Origin of the sequence: Halomonas urumqiensis, from assembly GCF_003028575.1 — a bacterium.
GTDB classification, from domain to species: domain Bacteria; phylum Pseudomonadota; class Gammaproteobacteria; order Pseudomonadales; family Halomonadaceae; genus Halomonas; species Halomonas urumqiensis.
This window is the reverse complement of record NZ_PYUD01000001.1, coordinates 974593-992519: the sequence shown is the minus strand read 5'-3', so window position 1 is coordinate 992519 and position 17927 is coordinate 974593. Positions and strand designations below refer to the sequence as shown.

The window sequence follows — 17927 nt, the reverse complement described above, 5'->3', positions numbered from 1 at the left end:
TTAACTGGCATAGCTTTGACTGACATCGCCTTAGGTGGCGTTGGCCAGCAGCATTTCTCGGATCTTGCCGATCGCACGGGTCGGGTTGAGCCCCTTGGGACAGACCGCGACACAGTTCATGATGCCGCGGCAGCGAAACACACTGAACGGATCCTCGAGCTCGGCGAGGCGTTCGTCGGTCGCCGTGTCACGGGAATCGGCCAGGAAGCGATAGGACTGCAGCAAGCCAGCGGGGCCAACGAACTTCTCCGGGTTCCACCAGAACGATGGGCAGGAGGTAGAGCAGCAGGCGCACAGGATGCACTCGTACAAGCCGTCGAGCTTGTCGCGGTCTTCCGGTGACTGCAGCCGCTCGATGGCGGGCGCCGGGGTGTCGTTCTGCAGGTAGGGCTGGATGCGCTCGTACTGCTTGTAGAACAACCCCATGTCGACCACCAGGTCACGAATGACCGGCAGGCCAGGCAACGGCCGCAGCACCAGCTTTCCGTTCTTCACCACGTCGGAGAGCGGGGTGATGCAGGCCAGACCGTTCTTGCCGTTCATGTTCATGCCATCGGAGCCGCACACACCCTCGCGGCAGCTGCGACGAAAGGCCAAGCCGTTGTCCTGCTCCTTCATCAGGTGCAGTACGTCCAGCACCATAATGTCGCGTCCCTGGGTGTCGACCTGGAACTCCTGCATATAAGGTGCGGAGTCAGTTTCCGGATTGTAGCGGTAAATGGATACCTGAAGCGTGGACATCGTGACTCCCCTCTTAATAGGTACGGACTTTCGGCTCGAAGGTATCGACGGTCTTGGGCGCGAAGTTGACGTCGCGCTTGCCGACCTTCTTCTCGGTCGGGAAGTACAGCGAGTGCTTCAGCCAGTTGACGTCGTCGCGATCCGGGTAGTCGTAGCGGGAATGCGCGCCACGACTCTCCTTGCGCTCCAGCGCCGCGATGGCGGTGGCTTCGGCCACTTCCATCAGGTTGTCCAGTTCCAGAGCCTCGACACGCGCGGTATTGAAGGCATTGGTCTTGTCAGGCAAGTAGGCATTGGCGATCCGCTCGCGCAGCTCAGCCAATTGCCCAACGCCTTTCTGCATGTTCTCTTCCTCGCGGAACACGCCGAAGGAATTCTGCATGATGCTTTGCAAGGCACGCTTGAGTTCCGGTACGGTCTCGCCGCCTTCGGACTCGTTCCAGCGCGTCATGCGCTTCATGGCCGACTCGATGTCCGATTCGCTGGCGTCGAGGTACTCGATGCCTTCGTTGAGGGCACCCTCGATGAACATGCCGGCCGCGCGACCGAACACCACGAGATCGAGCAGTGAGTTGCCACCCAAGCGATTGGCGCCATGCACCGACACGCACGCCGCTTCGCCACAGGCGAACAGGCCATTGACAATCTGGTCGTTGCCGTCGGCGTCCATCATGATCGCCTGGCCATGCACGTTGGTCGGAATACCCCCCATCATGTAGTGGCAGGTCGGCACCACTGGAATCGGCTCCTGGGCCGGATCGACGTGGGCGAAGGTCTTGGACAGCTCGACGATACCCGGCAGGCGCTTGCCGAGCACGTCATCACCCAGGTGGTCGAGCTTGAGGAACACGTGGTCGCCATGTTCACCACAGCCGCGCCCCTCGAGGATCTCCATGACCATGGAGCGCGCCACCACGTCACGCCCGGCGAGATCCTTGGCGTTCGGCGCGTAACGCTCCATGAAGCGCTCGCCATCCTTGTTGACCAGATAACCGCCCTCACCTCGGCAACCTTCAGTCACCAGGGTGCCGGCGCCGTAGATGCCGGTCGGGTGGAACTGCCACATCTCCATGTCCTGCATCGGGAAGCCGGCGCGCAGCGCCATGCCGATGCCGTCACCGGTGTTGATAAGCGCGTTGGTGGTGGAGGCGTAGATGCGACCCGCGCCGCCGGTGGCAAGCACCGTGGCCTTGGACTTCACATGCACCACTTCACCGGTTTCGATGTCCATGGCGATGCAGCCGACCACGTCACCATTGGCATTCTTGACCAGATCGACCGCATACCACTCATTGAGGAAGGTGGTATTGTTCTTCAGGTTATTCTGATAAAGGGTGTGCAGCAACGCATGACCGGTACGGTCGGCGGCGGCGCAGGTACGGGCTGCCTGGCCACCCTCCCCGAAGTTCTTTGACTGCCCACCGAACGGGCGCTGGTAAATGCGACCGTTATCGAAGCGCGAGAAAGGCAGCCCCATGTGCTCGAGTTCGAACACCGCCTTGGGGCCTTCGGAACACATGTACTCGGCCGCGTCCTGGTCGGCGATATAGTCGCCCCCCTTGACGGTGTCGTACATATGCCAGCGCCAATCGTCTTGCGGGTCGGAAGAGGCTATCGCACAAGTGATCCCCCCCTGGGCCGAGACGGTATGCGAGCGGGTCGGGAAGACCTTGGACAGCACGGCGGTCTTCTTGCCCGATTTGGCGAGCTCGAGAGCGGCTCGCAGACCAGCGCCACCACCGCCGATGATGATGGCGTCGAAAGACAGGCTACGCATGTTGGACATGGATCAGGCTCCCCACAGAATCTGAATGCCCCAGACCAGGAACACGAAAATGGCCAGGATGATGACGGTCTGGACGCCGATGCGGATACCGGTCGGCTTGAGGTAGTCGGTGGTCACGGTCCACAGGCCTACCCATGCGTGGGCAGCCAGTGACACGAAGGCCAGCAACGAAAAGATTCGCATCCAGGTCTGGGCGAACAGGCCACTCCAGGTGGCGTAATCGAGACCTGGGTTGAACAGCAGGTAGGCCACGATAAAGAGGGTGTAGAGCGCCAGAACCACCGCCGAGAAGCGCTGGATCAGCCAGTCGGAAAGGCCGCTGCGACCGAAATTGGTGATATTGGTTACCATACCCAGACTCCTGCCAGAATGATCAGAACGGCACTCAACACCACAGTGATCTGCGCCTTCTTGACGCCGCCTTCGAGGGTCACGCCGATGTTCATGTCCATCAGCAGGTGCTTGATGCCGGCCACGAAGTGGAACGCCAGCGCCGACAGCAGGCCCCAGGCGATCAACTTGGCAAGAAAGTTGTGAGCCAGGGCATCACTCACGGCATAAAAACCCGCCGGGGACGACAGCGACGTGCTGAGTGCCCAGAAGGCAAAGATCAACCCGACGAACAAGATGACGCCGGTGATGCGGTGAGTGATCGAGGTCAAGGCGGGGAGTGGAAACTGTATCGTGGACAGATCCAGATTTACGGGTCGTTTGCTATTCACGGCTCTCTACACACTCTATATGGCCCGCTCTACTGCTGGTCGGGCTTGGCCCGAGCGGGCGGTGGTTTCGGGAAGGGACTCGGCCTTTGCCGATGTCGGCAAGACCGCCTTTTCCTGCCAGTCACGCGGTGAGGATTATAGGGACATGGCCAGCTCATGACAAATGAGCCAATGGCCCACTAGACCTTGGTGGAGCAACCAGCGAGGGCCATTCAGGTCATATCGGTGATCCTCTTGAAACTCGTCACACCTGCCATGTACACCGGCCTTGCAAACCGGCCTTGCAAACCGGCCTTGCAAACCTTCATGGCGCACTCGCATGGTGCAAAGCACCATTTCTTATACAATATCTATACTATAACTCATATTCCGCACAATGCGAGGGTCGCCATGGGCTAATTGACAATCGCTGGAACGCTTCTATAGTGGGCGAACCTTTTCGCCGACAAGCTTAGCGAAATAACGACTTATTGCCACGACACGAACTCGAGAGGAGGCCTCCCATGGCTGACAGGAAAGCGACACTGACGGTAGACGGCCTGGACAAGGCGATCGAGTTGCCTGTCTACTCGGGCACATTGGGGCCGGACGTCGTCGACGTGCGTGGGCTGGGTGCGGAAGGTCTGTTCACCTATGACCCTGGCTTCATGGCCACCTCCTCGTGCCAGTCGGCCATCACCTATATCGATGGCGGCAAGGGTGTCCTGCTGCACCGCGGCTATCCCATCGATCACCTGGCCAAGGAATCGAACTTCGTCGAGACCGCCTATCTCCTGCTGTTCGGGGAGCTGCCGGACGACCAGCAGTATGCTGACTTTGAGTCCCGTGTGCGCAACCACACCATGGTTCACGACCAGATCAACAACTTCTTCAAGGGCTTCCGTCGCGATGCCCACCCGATGTCGATTCTGTGCGGCGTGGTCGGTGGCCTGGCCGCCTTCTATCACGACCACATGGACATCACCGTTCAGGAAGACCGCGAAATCAGCGCCATCCGCCTGATCGCAAAGATGCCGACCATCGCGGCGATGTCCTACAAGTACAACATCGGCCAGCCGTTCAACTATCCCCGCAACGATCTGAGCTATGCAGAGAACTTCCTCTACATGATGTTCAGCAACCCGTGCGAGCAGTACAAGATCAACCCGGTCTACGCCAAGGCCATGGACCGCATCTTCATGCTGCATGCCGACCATGAGCAGAACGCTTCCACCTCCACGGTGCGCCTGGCCGGCTCCACAGGCGCCAACCCCTTCGCCTGCATCAGCGCTGGCATCGCCGCGTTGTGGGGCCCTGCCCACGGCGGTGCCAACGAAGCCGTGCTGAAGATGCTCGACGAGATCGGCGACGACTCCGAGGAAAACATCCAGCGCTTCGTCGACAAGGCAAAGGACAAGGATGACCCGTTCAAGCTGATGGGCTTTGGCCACCGCGTATACCGCAACTTCGATCCACGCGCCAAGGTCATGAAAGAGACCTGCGACGAAGTGCTTGCCGAACTCGGCATGGCCGACGATCCGCAGCTCAAGATCGCCAAGCGCCTGGAACAGATCGCCCTGGAAGACGACTACTTCATCGAGCGCAAGCTCTACCCGAACGTCGACTTCTACTCCGGCATCATCCTCAAGGCCATGGGCATTCCGACCAACATGTTCACCGTGATCTTCGCGGTATCGCGCACCATCGGCTGGATCTCCCACTGGAACGAGATGATCAGCGAAAGCTACAAGATCGGCCGGCCACGTCAGCTTTACATTGGCCACACCCAGCGCGACTATCCTGCCAAGTAACCCGGCAGTACGTTACGCTGAACGACAGCGCCAGAAAGCCGCCCTAGGGCGGCTTTTTGCTTAATGGCCCCGGCGCACCATGCGACTCGGCACTCACAACTCACGACTCACCACTCACGACTCTCAGCAGGAGCATCACCATGAGCAAGAGTATCTCTACCGTTGCCTTCATTGGCCTGGGCGTCATGGGCTACCCCATGGCCGGACACCTTGCCCACGCGGGCCTGACAGTGCGCGTCTACAACCGGACCGCGGCCAAGGCAGAGGCCTGGGTCGAGGCGTTCGGCGGCAGCCACCACGCCTCCCCACGCGAGGCTGCACAGGATGCCGACCTGGTGCTGGTTTGCGTGGGCAATGATGACGATGTCCGCCAGGTCACCATTGGCGAGGACGGAGCGCTTTTCGGCATGCCCGAAGGAAGCCTGCTGGTCGACCACACCACGGCATCAGCGGAACTGGCCGAGCAGCTTGACGGTGAATGCCGCGCCAGGCGCATTGGCTTTCTCGATGCACCGGTATCTGGTGGACAGCAAGGCGCCGAAAACGGCGCCCTGACCATCATGTGCGGTGGTGAAGCGGAAGATTTCGCGCGCGTGAAGCCACTACTGGATCACTATGCCCGCGCCGTGACCCTGATGGGCCAGGCCGGCAGCGGCCAACTGACCAAGATGGTCAACCAGATTTGTATCGCCGGGCTTGTCCAGGGCCTTGCCGAGGGCCTGCACTTCGCCGAACGAGCCGGTCTCGACCGGCAGCAGGTGGTCGATGTGATCTCCAAGGGCGCCGCCGGCTCCTGGCAGATGGAAAATCGTCACGAGACCATGATCGCCGACGAGTACGAACATGGCTTCGCCGTCGACTGGATGCGCAAGGATCTTGATATCTGCCTGGAGCAGGCGCGCCGACTTCAGGCACGCCTGCCGGTCACCGCCCTGGTCGACCAGTTCTATGCCGATGTCCAGGTGCTGGGGGGTGGCCGCTGGGATACGTCGTCGTTGCTTCGGCGTTTGCGTAGCGTGGGAAACAGCGTGGGAAAGAATGCCTCCTGAGGGCTTGACCAGAGACCCCTAATGCGCACTGAAAAGCCGCGGGACAAGACTCGCGGCGTTTTCCACACATTCTGTGGATAAACCTGTTCACAACCACTCGAAAAGGTCTCCGGATCGCCATGAAATGGGGCTTTGACTCAAATTGATCAAAAAATGATCTTTTCTAACCCTTTGATTAATATAAATAATATTGAAAACCCCACAGTCATGGGGAGTTACGCCCGCCTTGTGCACAAGAAGAGGCCCCAGCCTCGCGAAAGTGGACAAGTCAAGCGTGATGTCAAGCCAAAATAGGCTTAAAAGCGCATGCGCACGTCGCTGATTCGACGGCGAAACGAGGCAAAGAGCAGACGGCAGCAGCCGAGGAAAACCCACCGGGTGACTGATTGACAGCGCAAAAAAAGACGCCGCTAGGCGTCTTTTTCATCTTCTTCACGGACTATGCGTGAAGAAGCAGAAGATGTGGCGTCCCATAGGGGGTTCGAACCCCTGTTACCGCCGTGAAAGGGCGGTGTCCTAGGCCACTAGACGAATGGGACGCTAAGGACATTCACGATGTAATGGTGGAGCCTAGCGGGATCGAACCGCTGACCTCCTGCGTGCAAAGCAGGCGCTCTCCCAGCTGAGCTAAGGCCCCACATGTCGTGAAGACGAGGCGTATAGTACTGATTCGCCCGGGGTTCGTCAACAGAAAATTCAGCTTCCGCCGGGCTGCCGTCAGTACTGCCAGTGGATCGTCGCTTACAGCTCTCGATACTCCTTCTCGAAACGCTTGGCCTGCTTCTTCGAGACCCCGCCAAGTACCGCAATGGCGTGCCGTAGTCGCGCGCGTGTCATGTCGGAGCCGAGAATGGCCATGGCATCCATTACCGAGGTACTCGCACTAGAGCCAGTCACCGCAATGAAAACCGGTGCCAGGAAATCCTTCATCTTCAAGTCGAAGTGACCCGACAACGTCTTGACCTCATCCAGCAGCGCTGGCTTGTTCCATGCCGGCAGGGTCTCGAGGCGCCAGACCAGGAACTGCAGCAGCTTGACCAGATCCTCGCGCCCCAGCTTCACGGCATCGAAGCTCTGCTCTTCGATGGCTGGCAAGCCCGAGAAAAAATGCCCGGCCAGCGGCATGACGTCCGACAGCGTCTCCACCCGCGGGCGAACCTGCGGCAGGATCTGTTTCACGTACTCCTCGTTGAAGGCCCACTCCATCAAGGCCTTGAGGAAAGCCTGCTCATCGAGATCCTCGCGAATGTAGAGACCGTTGAGCCAGGTCAGCTTGTCGAGATCGAATACCGGGCCACCCAGCGAGACACGCTGAACATCGAAGTGCGCCATCATTTCATCGAGACTGAATTTCTCGCGTTCATCGGGCATTGACCAGCCCATGCGGCCGAGATAGTTGGTCACCGCCTGCGGCAGGTAGCCCATGCGCCGATAATAGTTGATGGATGTGGGGTTCTTGCGCTTGGAGAGCTTTGACTTGTCGGGGTTGCGCAGCAGGGGCATGTGGCAAAGCTCAGGCATCTGCCAGCCAAAGTAGTCGTAAAGCAGTTGGTGCTTGGGTGCCGAGTTGATCCACTCTTCCCCACGCAGCACATGAGTGATCCCCATGAGGTGATCATCCACCACATTGGCCAGGTGGTAAGTCGGCATGCCGTCGGACTTCAGCAGCACCTGGGCATCGACCTGCGCCCAGTCCACTTCGATGCTACCGCGCAGCATGTCGCTGACCACACAGGTACCACTTGCCGGCACCTGCATGCGCACCACATAAGGCCACTCCTCACGCTCCCGGCGTGCCTGTTCCTCGGCGGGCAGCGCCAGGTCGGCGGGCTTGAGCGCCAGGTGCATTCCGGCCGCCTTGCGCGACTCTCGCAACTCATCGAGTTCCTCGCTGGTGCGAAAGCACTTGAAGGCATGCCCCGCGTCGATCAGCTGTCGGGCATATTGCGCATAGATATCGCCCCGCTCGCTCTGGCGATAGGGTCCATGCGGGCCACCCACATCCGGGCCCTCGTCCCAGTCCAGGCCAAGCCAGCGTAGTGAATCGAGAATCATCTGCTCGGATTCCGGCGTGGAACGAACGCGGTCGGTATCCTCGATACGCAGGATGAACTGCCCACCATGCTGGCGTGCAAAACACAGGTTGAACAGCGCAATGTAGGCGGTGCCGACGTGGGGGTCGCCGGTGGGTGACGGGGCGATTCGAGTGCGTACGGTCATGTCGTCCTTATCCATTGAGGCATGAGCTTGGCGGCATTATACGCACCTGGCCGTGCCCAAGCAGCCGTGGCGGGGAATCATCTACTTCGACTGTGGTCAATGTCTGACGAATCGATCTGGAGAGTGCCGGATGCTGCCCCATCTGCCCGATGGCTTTACCACGGTGGTCACCGGTGCGTCGGGCGGAATCGGCGGCGCCATCATCGACGCGCTGATTGCCAGCGGCCGCCCCGCACGCATCGTCGCCGTCAGCCGTGAGCTTGTCAGCCGTGATGACCCACGTGTCGAGTCGGTGGTTGCCGATATCACCAGTGCCGAGGGTCTCGAAGCGCTGTCAGTCCAACTCGCCGGCGCACCCGTGCATCTGCTGTTCAATGCCATCGGCCTGCTGCATGACCAGACACATGGCATCGCCCCGGAGAAGCGCCTCGATGATCTCGATGGCGATTCCATGTCAGCGCTGCTGCAGGTCAACGCGGTGACTCCCGTATTGCTACTCAAGGCGCTGCAACCCAATCTCAAGGGGCGTCACCCGGTGCTGGTCGCCAGCCTATCGGCACGAGTTGGCTCGATCGGCGACAACCACCTGGGTGGCTGGTATGGCTATCGCGCCAGCAAGGCCGCTCACAACATGCTCATGAAAACCGCCGCCATCGAGCTCAAACGACTCAATCCTCAGCTGATCGTGACCTGTCTGCATCCCGGCACGACAGACACGCGACTTTCACAGCCATTTCAGTCACGCGTGCCGACCGGCAAGCTGTTCACCCCGGCGTTCGTCGCCGAGCGGCTATTGGCTGTACTTGGCGAGCGTGAGATATCACACAGCGGGCGTTTCTATGACTGGGCAGGCGACGAGATCCCCTGGTGAGAGCGGTTTCTTGGCATACACAACCGTTGATGAGACTCGTTGCCAACATGCATTCATTCACAGATGATCGCCAATCTTCTTAAACGTCGACAAAGGACAAGAAAATGGACTCACTAGGTTCCCGTATCAAGACGCTGAGGCTGGAGGCAAAGCTCAACAAGGCGGCTCTTGCCCGCAAGGTGGGTGTTTCCGACGTCACCATCTCTTACTGGGAATCCGGAGCCATCAAGCAGATTGGCCATGAACGCCTGGTAGCGCTAGCCCAGGCGCTAGGTTGCCCACTCTCCAGGCTCATAGAAGGCAGTGCCAGCCGACGACCTGCACCGTTGTATCTGCGCAGCGCCCCACCAAGCCCGTGGCAGCAACCCTCGGCCGGCAGCATAGAAGTTCCCTTCGAACTGGTCCCGGATCAACAATGGGAAGGTGACTGCTACCTGCTGACTCCCGCTCCCGGCGAGAAATTCGATTTCATTGCCGCGGGCGACCTGGTAGCGGTCGCGCCCACCGAGGTGTTCCGTCAGCCCGGTACTTATCTGATCGAAATGGAAGGACAGCACTTCGTTCGCCGAGTCAGCCAGAATGACGCTGGGGAATTGCGCTTCGAAGGTGAAGGCAGCACGGAAGCGACCGCCTATACCGCAAGCACCCGCCTGCTGGGCAAGCTGGTTGCCCGCTGGCAGGTGAGCATGATCTAACTCTCGCTGGAGACGGCTGGAGGCGCTCGGTACGGCGCTCCCTGTTTGACAAGAACCTTGTTCGACAAGACTCCTAGTCAACAATTATCACGTCTACCTGATCCGAGGTGCGACGAGTTTCGTTGCCGACAAGGAAGCGTCGCGTGGCACTGGCGACACGCCCCAGGCCATGGCGTGACGTGCCAACCAACGGGCCACTCAAGTGCTCGCCCTCTTGGCCAATACGTTGTTGCACATCCTCGGGCTGAACCGTGGCTTCAGGCAGGTTTACGGTAATTCGATACCCGCCATCCGGTAAACCACTTCCTGACCCGAATGGTCCGGCAACGAAGCGCCCTTCTTCCAGGAAGGTACGAGACTGCATGCGTACGCCACTCGCCTCGCGCTCTACGACTACCTGGAATTGCGCACCATCGGGAAGGTTGCTTCTCCCCTCGACCATCAACCGACGATCACTGCGAAGATTGGCCTCGAACTCGATCTCCACCGGTTCATCGAAGGGGTCGGCCGCTGGTATATTCCGCCGCTCCTGCTCGCCAGTCTCGTCGACTTCCGAGGTTTGCGCCGACTGCTGATCGGCCTCCGGATCATTCTCGCTCCCACTGCACCCCACCAGCACCAACACCAGCACCAGTACCAGCAGCTCCAGCCGTGCCGTGTACACACGCCCAATGCCGGATCGACGACACCATCCTTTCATGCACGCTCTCCAGCTGAGAAGTTTCACCTCTCAGACTACCATCGCGACGAGAAGTGCGTCCCACTGCAGGTCAACGTGAGCAACCGAATGGCTCGACCTGGCCCAACGCCACCCAGGACCATGGGCACACAACAGCAATATGCCGATTCGATAATGGTTTCCGCTACACTAGCCCGCAATGCAAAACCCCACCCTAACATCCGTCCACGGCAACGCGCCGCCAATGGCGGGGGCCCAACTTCAGGAGACGCACACTTGGATATTCTTTGGTGGCTCAGCTACCTGGCCCTGGGTGGTTTCGTCGGCCTGATGGCTGGTCTGCTCGGCGTCGGCGGAGGTGGCATCCTGGTGCCGATCCTGACGTTCCTGTTCGTGCTTCAGGGAGTGGCGATCGAACATCTCGCCCATCTGGCCCTGGGCACGGCCATGGCCGCCATCGTGCCCTCGGCCTCGGCCAGCCTGTGGTCTCACCATCGACACGGCGCCGTGCGCTGGCAGGTGGTTCGCTTCATCACCCCCGGCATCCTGGTGGGCACCTTTCTCGCCACGTTCATCGCCGCCAAGCTGCCGACCCGGGGCCTGGCCATCTTCTTCGCCTGCTTCATGGTGTTGATGTCGCTGCAGATGCTTGCCAACCTCAAGCCCAAGCCGACCAGAGGGCTACCCGGGCCGATCGGCATCACCGGCGCGGGGCTTGGCATCGGCGGCATCTCCGCACTGGTGGCCATCGGTGGTGGGTCCCTTACCGTGCCCTTCCTTACCTGGTGCAACGTGAAGTTGCAGCACGCCATCGGCACCTCAGCGGCGGTCGGGCTACCCATCGCCCTGGCAGGGGCGCTGGGCTATATCATCAATGGCTTGGGAACCGACAACCTTCCCGCCCAGGCGTGGGGCTATGTCTACCTGCCAGCGTTACTGCTCATGGCACCCTGCAGCATTCTCACCGCGCCGATTGGCGCAAGGCTTGCCCACCGCCTGCCGGTCGGCATTCTGAAACGCGTGTTCGCCTTCATGCTGATGGGGCTAGCCATGCAGATGCTGTACACCGTCTTTACCGCCTGAATGATGTGACCACGCTGCACAATTCGACAGAATCGACGCTTGCTTGCGGAATTATCCGCTTATCAGTCAGGTCCAGCACGAGGATCATGGTGACATTCCAACATCCACTGTGAGGCCAACATGATCGAACTTCGCCCCTACTCCACCCTCGGCGGTGGCCACCATGGCTGGCTGGATTCCCGCCACCACTTCTCCTTCGCCGACTACTTCGACCCCGACCGCATGCACTGGGGCCAGTTGCGTGTATGGAACGATGACATCATCGCGCCACATTCCGGATTTCCGCGCCACCCGCACCGCGATATGGAAATCATTACCTATGTCCGCGAAGGCGCCATCACGCATCAGGATACGCTAGGCAATCAAGGCCGCACCGAGGCCGGCGACGTCCAGGTGATGAGCGCCGGCACCGGCATCGCCCACAGCGAGATGAACCTCGAGGACGAGGAAACCCGAATCTTCCAGATCTGGATCATGCCGGAATCCGCCGGGCTGCCGCCTACCTGGGGCAGCAAGCCATTCCCCCGGGGAGCGCGCAGCGGCACCTTCGTCACCCTGGCCAGCGGCATGGGCGACGAAGAGGCCCTGCCGATCCGTGCCGATGCACGGCTGGTGGCCGCAACGCTGAACGCCGACCAACAGCTGGATTATTCAGTCGCCAAAGGTCGCAACGTCTACCTGGTACCGGCGACCGGCCGCATCGAGGTCAACGGCGTCGTGGCCAGTGCCCGCGACGGTGTGGCAATCGCCGATGAAACACACATATCGCTCAAGGCACTGGAGGAGAGTGAAGTCATTCTGGTGGAAGTCAGCGCCTGAGCAAGCCCTGGCCATCCCTGGCGGGGCGTTGGCATGCCGTGACGCGGCAGATGTTCCTGGACGGCCCAAGAGGGCCGTTTACTTCAAGCGTCACACAGGCAGAATGCGCCAATCAGCACAATTTGGATGCAAGAGAATTGTGACAACCAACGTACGACATTCACCACGATGATGTGTCCCGAATAGGCCCAGCAACCCGTCCCGCCAGTGCATGCGCCCTTCTGCTCTCCTGGCTACGTCGGGACCATTGGAAGGAAGATCCGCTTGGGTATCGAGCTGCCGGATGGCACTCACTATGGGGGTTCGGGCGACCGACGACCTCGAATACCCGGGCGGTCTACTCGGTCATCAAGAATGGCCAGCCATTGCCCCATCTTGCTAGAATATCGCCCCTTATCGTCCAACCCCGTGATGCCAATGCCAGAGCTCAACCGCACCTTTTCCGTGGCCCCCATGATGGATTGGACCTGAGCCCCGTCATTACCGGGTTTATCCGCATCTCCTACCAAACTTCTACCAACAATTGGCCTCTTTTCCCTCGCCAGCCCTTTCGGTTGTTGCGTGATCGCGTGTGCACGTGCGTGACGCGTGCACACATGTCGTGTGCGAGGGGAATCCTAGAATCCGTGGGGGGCTCGGAAAAAGGTAACAAAGGTAATGGTCTGCCAAAATCCATCATAACCATTTGATAATTAATGATTTAAAACGACTGTCCAAAAGGTAACAAAAAGGTGATGAAAAGGTGATGCGTTACCTTTTTGAAGGGTCACATGAGAGAAAATCTATTCCTTTTAATTTCAAAGGCTTACATTTGCATTACCTTTTGCAGTACCTCTTGTTACCTTTTAAAGGTAACAAGATAATCCAATATAATCAGATAGATGCGATGAAAAAATGGCATAGTTACCTCCGTTACCTTTTTCCGAGCCCCCCTCACCTTCTCAGAATGGCCTGCTAGCCCTGCCGAGTCGTCTATAACCACCTTTCCGCATAAAAACGCATGTATTCACAAGCACTTAGGTCATCATGGCGCGCCGGTGCTGCCGGGCTATGGCCCTTAGTGCCAACGTGCATAAAAACCAGAATATTTAGAGCGCAGGCGGGGCGGGGTGTCGACGGCGCGCCAACGCTCCGCGCTTCAAGCTACGACTACCTAAAAAAAAGCGCCCAGTGCTTCCTGGACGCTTTCGACACAGCAAGGACAAGATCACTCTTTGATCAGCTTGCCCCAATCGTCGTCATCCTCCTCGACAACGATATTGATAGCGCACCCATTCTGCTCTGGTCTCTCACCAACAAAGTAGGTGAACAAACGGCTTCTAACTTTACCGGTGAAATTATCTCCATTGCCTGTCATGTAGGTGAGCTGAACGTAATCCCCTACTGACGGAAGAGTTGGAGGGATCGTGCATTGATCTTCACTAACCTCGATAGCCTCTCCAGCATCGATCGGCCGCTCGGCACCACGCGGAAGGTATTGGTAGTTGAAATAGTATTTCATGCGAACTCCTGCTGCTGTGTGGCTCACACAGCATGGCCTAATCTAAGTGATCACAAAAGGCCGCCCGGTTGGGCGGCCTCTTGTGAGCGGGGTTAGCGCGCCGGCGGACGTTACCGAGTCGGGTCGAGCCCTGAGCCGGTGTCGCCATCCAGCGAGTAGGGCCGGAAGCGGACGATCTCTTCGCCTATCCGCTCGTTGATCTCGCGCATGGTGGCCTGCAGCGGCTCGAGCTCATTGGCCACGAACACCCTGGCCGCCTTCTCGACGTCGCCAAACCCGCCGGCGTTCTCGGGGATGATGCCCATCAGCTGCGGGGGGATGCGGTGGCCGGCCAACTGGTCGTCGCGGGTGATGTTCTTGATGTTCCAGAAATCGTCTTTCGACGCGACCTCACTGACCGGGATCACCTGCACCCCGTCCTTCTTGCCGCCTGGCGAGTAAAGGAACAGGTTGCGGAAGTTGCCGGGGCCTTTCGAGTCCTTGAGCGCCTGGCGCATGGCGTCGATGTCCTGCTTGTTATGGGCGGCGTCGTTGACGTACATGATGAACCCGGCATGGCTGCCATTGAGGTAGTAGCGCCGGCGGAACAGCGTGGCGCTCTCGTTGAGCCACGCCGACTGCAGGCTGCCGATGTAGTCGGGCACGCCGTAGATGCACTGGTCGATATCGGGCTCGAGCAGGTGGATCACCCGCCCTGCCGGCAGTTCCTGACGATCCTGGTAATTGGGTACCCACCAATAGCGGTCGGCATTTAGGCCGCCACGACGCACGTAGCGGGCGAGCAGGTGGCGGAACGGTAGCCGCTTACCCAGCCGGCCCCTGACCTCTTCCAGGTAGGCGTTGCCGAACACCAGGTAGTCGAGGGCCAGGCCGCTGAACGCCTGGCGTCCCAGTAGCGGGTGAGGCAGGAATGTGCGAAGCAGGATATTGCGTTTCACCTGCAAAGCACTGCCGTGGTGAGCCGTCGCCCGGTAGCTCTTGGCCAGCACGTCCAACGGGATCGGCGGCTCGTACCACTCGTCGGCAGACAGCCACAGCCCCTCGTAGAAGAAATCCCGCATCGATGTGACCGGCTCGGGATCGCCGAAGCTGAACGCCTCGGCACGCCCCGTCTCGGTGGGCGCCTTTGCGGCCGCCCCCTCGCTGACCTGGTAGGCGGGCACGCGGATGCGGGGCTTGGCGGTGTCATTCATTCGAACATCTCCATCATGGATCGCCCGGCGTCCTCCGCCGGGCCGTCGATTGGCTCGTGGTGCAGGGCATGCATGGTGGCCCAGGCCAGGTCGGCATGGCCGGTCGCCTGGCTGCGCCCGCTGGTGTAGGTGAACTGGCGGCCCGAGGCGGTCAGCTCGCGCTTGATGGCCATGAACGACTGGGCGAGATCCGTCCAACCGGCGTCGAACTCGAGGCGGCCCTTGCGCATGATCTGCTGCGCCTGCATGACCATGCGGCTCTTCACGTCGACGCTGTACTGGTAGCGCGCCACGGTGGGGAACCACTTCTCGACGTGCTCGGCCACCGCCTCGCCCAGCCCGCTGACATCGATACCGATGTGGTCGATCTGGTAGCGCGTCTCGAAGCTGCGGATGAACGCCGCCTGGGCCTCGTAGTCCTCGCCCTTGAGACGGTGGCGCTCCAGCACCCGGTGCGGCTCGTCGGCACTACGCGAGGGCAGCACCACCACCAGGCCGGCGCCGTCGCCATCCGCGCCGGTACCGGTCGGGTCGTAGCCGATCCACACCCCGCGCTCGCCCACCGGGCGCGGCGCGAAGGGCCGGTAGTCGTCCCACACCTCCCAGCTGTCGACCATGCACGGGTGCACCATCGCCAGCGGAAAGGCGCTCTGGCTGTCATCGACGAACTGGCACATCAGCAGGTTGGCGAACTCGTCCTCGCTGTACTCGAGGCGCAGCTGCTCGAGGTCGAAGAGATCGCAGCCGCCGGCGATGGCGTCTTCCACCGTGACGATCTGGCGCCACTGGCCATCGGGGCAGACCTCACCGCTCGCCAGCGCCGCATGGGAGACGTCGAACACAGCGCGGTCTTTCTTCGCCCGGCGCTTGTTGAACATCTCGCCGTTCCAGAACGGGTAAGCCTCGTGCCCGATGCTCGAGGGTGTTGAGAAGTAGGTCTGGCGCCACTTCTTGTGCATCGCCATGCCGCTGGTGACCTTGCGGAACTCGGCGAAGCGCCCGATCCAGAAATACTCATCGAGATAGACGTCGCCGTGGTAGCCCTGGGCGGTCTTGGAATTGGTGCCAAGGAAGTGCAGTTCGGCGCCGTTATCGAGCACCAGGGGATCGCCCTTGAGCTCGACGTCGGTCACCTCCTTCACGAACTGGATGATGTAGTTCTTGAAGATGTGCGCCTGCGCCTTCGAGGCCGAGAGGAATATCTTGTTACGGCCCGTCTTGACGGCATCGACGATCGCCTCGCGGGCGAAATACCAGGTCGCGCCGATCTGCCGGCTCTTGAGGATGTTGCGGATGCGGTGCTTCAGGCCGGCGTCATGCCACTCGGCCTGGTAGTCGAACAGCGACTCCAGGAAGGCCGTTTCCAGTGCCTCGACTTGCTCCTCGTCGAGGTGGTTGCGGCGCTGCTTGCGCTTCCTCGGCGCCGCGTTGCGCGCCTCGATGTTGGGATTGAGATCCGCCTCGCGACCTGTGTCCTGGTACTTGTGCACCCGCGCCAGGCGCTCGATCTGCCGGCCCAGCAGGTCGATCTCCTTGAAGTCGCGCCCTTCCTTCGCCTCCTTGCCGATCAGCTGCACCAGGCGTGCCTCGAGCGCGCCCTCCACCCGTTGGCTTGGCGAGGCGTCTGCCCAGCCATCGCGCTGTTTCCAGCTGTGCACGGTGGCTGGCTTCTCGCCCAGGTGCTCGGCGATACGCGCCACGCGCCACCCTTGCCAGTACAGGTGGCGGGCGGTCACGCGCGGGGAATCGAGGGTATCGGGAGGCATCGTCGTCATGCCGCCAGCCTAACCGCGCACGCGAAGCGCTCCCGGTCGGCGGCGTTGTGGATGCCCCGCTTACAACGGCAAAGCGTTGAGGCGTCAGGCATGCACGCGGAACCTGACGGCATTCGATGAATGACCACCGCCCCTATCGCCAACGTATTGCCGAGCAACCAGCAGAGGCCCCCGCCATGTTCCGGATCGCCACCGAAGGCGCCACCACCGACGGCCGCAAGATCTCACGCGAGTGGATCGAGCAGATGGCCAAGAACTTCGACCCCGCCAAGTACGGTGCCCGCGTGTGGATGGAGCACATGCGCGGCATGTTCGCCGATGGCCCCTTCCCGGCGCTCGGCGACGTGACCAAGCTCGAGGCGCGCGAGGTCGACGGCAAGTTGGCCCTGTTCGCCGAGATCGACCCCACCGACCGGCTCAAGCAGATCAACGCCGAGCGTCAGAAGGTTTACACCTCCATCGAAGTCGACCCCGAGTTTGCCGACAGCGGCGAAGCCTACCTGGTGGGCCTGGCGGTCACCGACAGCCCGGCGAGCCTGGGTACCGAGATGCTGCAGTTCAGCGCCCAGCAGGGCCACGCCTCCCCGCTGGCCGCACGCAAGCAGACGGCGCACAACGTGTTCACCGCCGCCATCGAGACCGAGCTCGACTTCTCCGAAGCAAGCGACACCCCGCCGGCCGACAAAGGCCCCTCCCTCTCGGAGCGGGTCAAGGCGCTGTTCAAGAAGCACGACGCCAAGACGGATGCCGGATTCGCCGCCTTTCGCACCGAGCTCGAGCAGACCCTCGAGCTGTTCGTGCAGAAGCACCAGGCCCTGGCCGCCCAGCTCGAAGCGCTGCCCAGTTCCACCGTCTTCAACGAGCTCCGAGACGCCCACGCCGCCACCCAGGCCCGGCTCGACGAGCTCTACACCCGGCTCGACAACGAACCGACCACCCCACCCCGTGCCCCCGCGCTTGGCGGCGGTGACACCGTAATCTCCGACTGCTGACAGGACCGCCG

Annotated in this window: 16 protein-coding genes and 2 tRNA genes; 7 read left to right on the top strand and 11 right to left on the bottom strand. The window is 60.8% G+C overall.

Going from position 1 to position 17927, the window contains the following annotated elements:
- Window positions 1-30: 30 nt before the first annotated feature.
- The 4 genes from C6V82_RS04240 to sdhC are packed head-to-tail and all read right to left on the bottom strand — an operon-like array spanning window position 31 to window position 3249.
- On the bottom strand, window positions 31-741 hold the full coding sequence (locus tag C6V82_RS04240) for a succinate dehydrogenase iron-sulfur subunit (RefSeq protein ID WP_102589615.1): 711 nt from the start codon (window positions 739-741) through the stop codon (window positions 31-33).
- A 13-nt stretch (window positions 742-754) separates the two neighbouring features.
- Window positions 755-2527, bottom strand: coding sequence for a succinate dehydrogenase flavoprotein subunit (gene sdhA / locus C6V82_RS04235; RefSeq protein WP_102589614.1), 1773 nt, complete (start codon window positions 2525-2527; stop codon window positions 755-757).
- A 3-nt stretch (window positions 2528-2530) separates the two neighbouring features.
- The gene (gene sdhD / locus C6V82_RS04230) at window positions 2531-2878 is read right to left on the bottom strand and encodes a succinate dehydrogenase, hydrophobic membrane anchor protein (RefSeq protein WP_102589613.1); all 348 of its coding nucleotides are present in this window, start codon (window positions 2876-2878) and stop codon (window positions 2531-2533) included.
- Window positions 2872-3249, bottom strand: a complete 378-nt coding sequence (gene sdhC, locus C6V82_RS04225) for a succinate dehydrogenase, cytochrome b556 subunit (protein WP_102589612.1) — start codon at window positions 3247-3249, stop codon at window positions 2872-2874. Before sdhC ends, sdhD begins: the two co-directional genes overlap by 7 nt.
- 503 nt (window positions 3250-3752) lie before the next feature.
- Here sdhC and gltA point away from each other — a divergent pair.
- Entirely contained in the window at window positions 3753-5039 is a 1287-nt protein-coding gene (gene gltA, locus C6V82_RS04220; RefSeq protein ID WP_102589611.1) for a citrate synthase, read from the top strand.
- 140 nt (window positions 5040-5179) lie between these two features.
- On the top strand, window positions 5180-6088 hold the full coding sequence (locus C6V82_RS04215) for an NAD(P)-dependent oxidoreductase (protein ID WP_102589610.1): 909 nt from the start codon (window positions 5180-5182) through the stop codon (window positions 6086-6088).
- Between the two features lie 463 nt (window positions 6089-6551).
- Here C6V82_RS04215 and C6V82_RS04210 read toward each other — a convergent pair.
- The 3 genes from C6V82_RS04210 to gltX all read right to left on the bottom strand — a co-directional run bounded on the left by C6V82_RS04210 (window position 6552) and on the right by gltX (window position 8308).
- Window positions 6552-6627: transfer RNA gene (locus C6V82_RS04210), tRNA-Glu, on the bottom strand.
- 22 nt (window positions 6628-6649) lie between these two features.
- Window positions 6650-6725: transfer RNA gene (locus tag C6V82_RS04205), tRNA-Ala, on the bottom strand.
- A 104-nt stretch (window positions 6726-6829) separates the two neighbouring features.
- Window positions 6830-8308 (bottom strand): glutamate--tRNA ligase, encoded by a 1479-nt coding sequence (gltX, locus tag C6V82_RS04200; protein ID WP_102589609.1) that lies wholly within the window; start codon window positions 8306-8308, stop codon window positions 6830-6832.
- A gap of 130 nt (window positions 8309-8438) precedes the next feature.
- On the opposite strand from gltX, the gene C6V82_RS04195 reads away from it, so the two are divergent.
- Both C6V82_RS04195 and C6V82_RS04190 read left to right on the top strand, forming a co-directional pair.
- Window positions 8439-9179 (top strand): SDR family NAD(P)-dependent oxidoreductase, encoded by a 741-nt coding sequence (locus C6V82_RS04195; protein ID WP_102589608.1) that lies wholly within the window; start codon window positions 8439-8441, stop codon window positions 9177-9179.
- 104 nt (window positions 9180-9283) lie between these two features.
- Window positions 9284-9874 (top strand): helix-turn-helix domain-containing protein, encoded by a 591-nt coding sequence (locus C6V82_RS04190; protein ID WP_102589607.1) that lies wholly within the window; start codon window positions 9284-9286, stop codon window positions 9872-9874.
- A 73-nt stretch (window positions 9875-9947) separates the two neighbouring features.
- Here C6V82_RS04190 and C6V82_RS04185 read toward each other — a convergent pair whose 3' ends face one another.
- A complete protein-coding gene (locus C6V82_RS04185) occupies window positions 9948-10574 on the bottom strand; it encodes a hypothetical protein (protein ID WP_229843044.1) in 627 nt (208 codons plus the stop codon).
- Between the two features lie 255 nt (window positions 10575-10829).
- Between C6V82_RS04185 and C6V82_RS04180 the strand changes: the two genes are divergently transcribed.
- Both C6V82_RS04180 and C6V82_RS04175 read left to right on the top strand, forming a co-directional pair.
- Window positions 10830-11636 (top strand): sulfite exporter TauE/SafE family protein, encoded by an 807-nt coding sequence (locus tag C6V82_RS04180; protein ID WP_102589606.1) that lies wholly within the window; start codon window positions 10830-10832, stop codon window positions 11634-11636.
- A gap of 120 nt (window positions 11637-11756) precedes the next feature.
- Window positions 11757-12455 (top strand): pirin family protein, encoded by a 699-nt coding sequence (locus tag C6V82_RS04175; protein WP_102589605.1) that lies wholly within the window; start codon window positions 11757-11759, stop codon window positions 12453-12455.
- A 1207-nt stretch (window positions 12456-13662) separates the two neighbouring features.
- Here C6V82_RS04175 and C6V82_RS04170 read toward each other — a convergent pair.
- From C6V82_RS04170 to C6V82_RS04160, 3 genes are all read right to left on the bottom strand, one after another.
- Window positions 13663-13956 (bottom strand): hypothetical protein, encoded by a 294-nt coding sequence (locus tag C6V82_RS04170; protein ID WP_102589604.1) that lies wholly within the window; start codon window positions 13954-13956, stop codon window positions 13663-13665.
- Window positions 13957-14066: 110 nt separating this feature from the next.
- Complete coding sequence (locus C6V82_RS04165) at window positions 14067-15149, bottom strand: phage portal protein (protein ID WP_102589603.1); 1083 nt, start codon at window positions 15147-15149, stop codon at window positions 14067-14069.
- Window positions 15146-16924: a terminase large subunit domain-containing protein gene (locus C6V82_RS04160; protein WP_102589602.1), complete on the bottom strand. Its 1779-nt coding sequence runs from the start codon at window positions 16922-16924 to the stop codon at window positions 15146-15148. The genes C6V82_RS04165 and C6V82_RS04160 overlap by 4 nt, the downstream gene beginning before the upstream one ends.
- A gap of 116 nt (window positions 16925-17040) precedes the next feature.
- On the opposite strand from C6V82_RS04160, the gene C6V82_RS04155 reads away from it, so the two are divergent.
- Complete coding sequence (locus tag C6V82_RS04155; protein ID WP_229843046.1) at window positions 17041-17916, top strand: GPO family capsid scaffolding protein; 876 nt, start codon at window positions 17041-17043, stop codon at window positions 17914-17916.
- Window positions 17917-17927 lie beyond the last annotated feature (11 nt).

Excerpts from the sequence above, each read along its gene's own strand:
- gltX (WP_102589609.1), bottom strand. The coding sequence starts at position 8,308 with ATGACCGTACGCACTCGAATCGCCCCGTCACCCACCGGCGACCCCCAC.
- C6V82_RS04185 (WP_229843044.1), bottom strand. The coding sequence starts at position 10,574 with ATGAAAGGATGGTGTCGTCGATCCGGCATTGGGCGTGTGTACACGGCA.
- C6V82_RS04160 (WP_102589602.1), bottom strand. The coding sequence starts at position 16,924 with ATGACGACGATGCCTCCCGATACCCTCGATTCCCCGCGCGTGACCGCC.
- sdhD (WP_102589613.1), bottom strand. The coding sequence starts at position 2,878 with ATGGTAACCAATATCACCAATTTCGGTCGCAGCGGCCTTTCCGACTGG.
- gltA (WP_102589611.1), top strand. The coding sequence starts at position 3,753 with ATGGCTGACAGGAAAGCGACACTGACGGTAGACGGCCTGGACAAGGCG.
- sdhA (WP_102589614.1), bottom strand. The coding sequence starts at position 2,527 with ATGTCCAACATGCGTAGCCTGTCTTTCGACGCCATCATCATCGGCGGT.
- C6V82_RS04175 (WP_102589605.1), top strand. The coding sequence starts at position 11,757 with ATGATCGAACTTCGCCCCTACTCCACCCTCGGCGGTGGCCACCATGGC.
- C6V82_RS04155 (WP_229843046.1), top strand. The coding sequence starts at position 17,041 with ATGAATGACCACCGCCCCTATCGCCAACGTATTGCCGAGCAACCAGCA.
- C6V82_RS04170 (WP_102589604.1), bottom strand. The coding sequence starts at position 13,956 with ATGAAATACTATTTCAACTACCAATACCTTCCGCGTGGTGCCGAGCGG.
- C6V82_RS04190 (WP_102589607.1), top strand. The coding sequence starts at position 9,284 with ATGGACTCACTAGGTTCCCGTATCAAGACGCTGAGGCTGGAGGCAAAG.
- C6V82_RS04195 (WP_102589608.1), top strand. The coding sequence starts at position 8,439 with ATGCTGCCCCATCTGCCCGATGGCTTTACCACGGTGGTCACCGGTGCG.
- C6V82_RS04165 (WP_102589603.1), bottom strand. The coding sequence starts at position 15,149 with ATGAATGACACCGCCAAGCCCCGCATCCGCGTGCCCGCCTACCAGGTC.
- C6V82_RS04215 (WP_102589610.1), top strand. The coding sequence starts at position 5,180 with ATGAGCAAGAGTATCTCTACCGTTGCCTTCATTGGCCTGGGCGTCATG.
- C6V82_RS04240 (WP_102589615.1), bottom strand. The coding sequence starts at position 741 with ATGTCCACGCTTCAGGTATCCATTTACCGCTACAATCCGGAAACTGAC.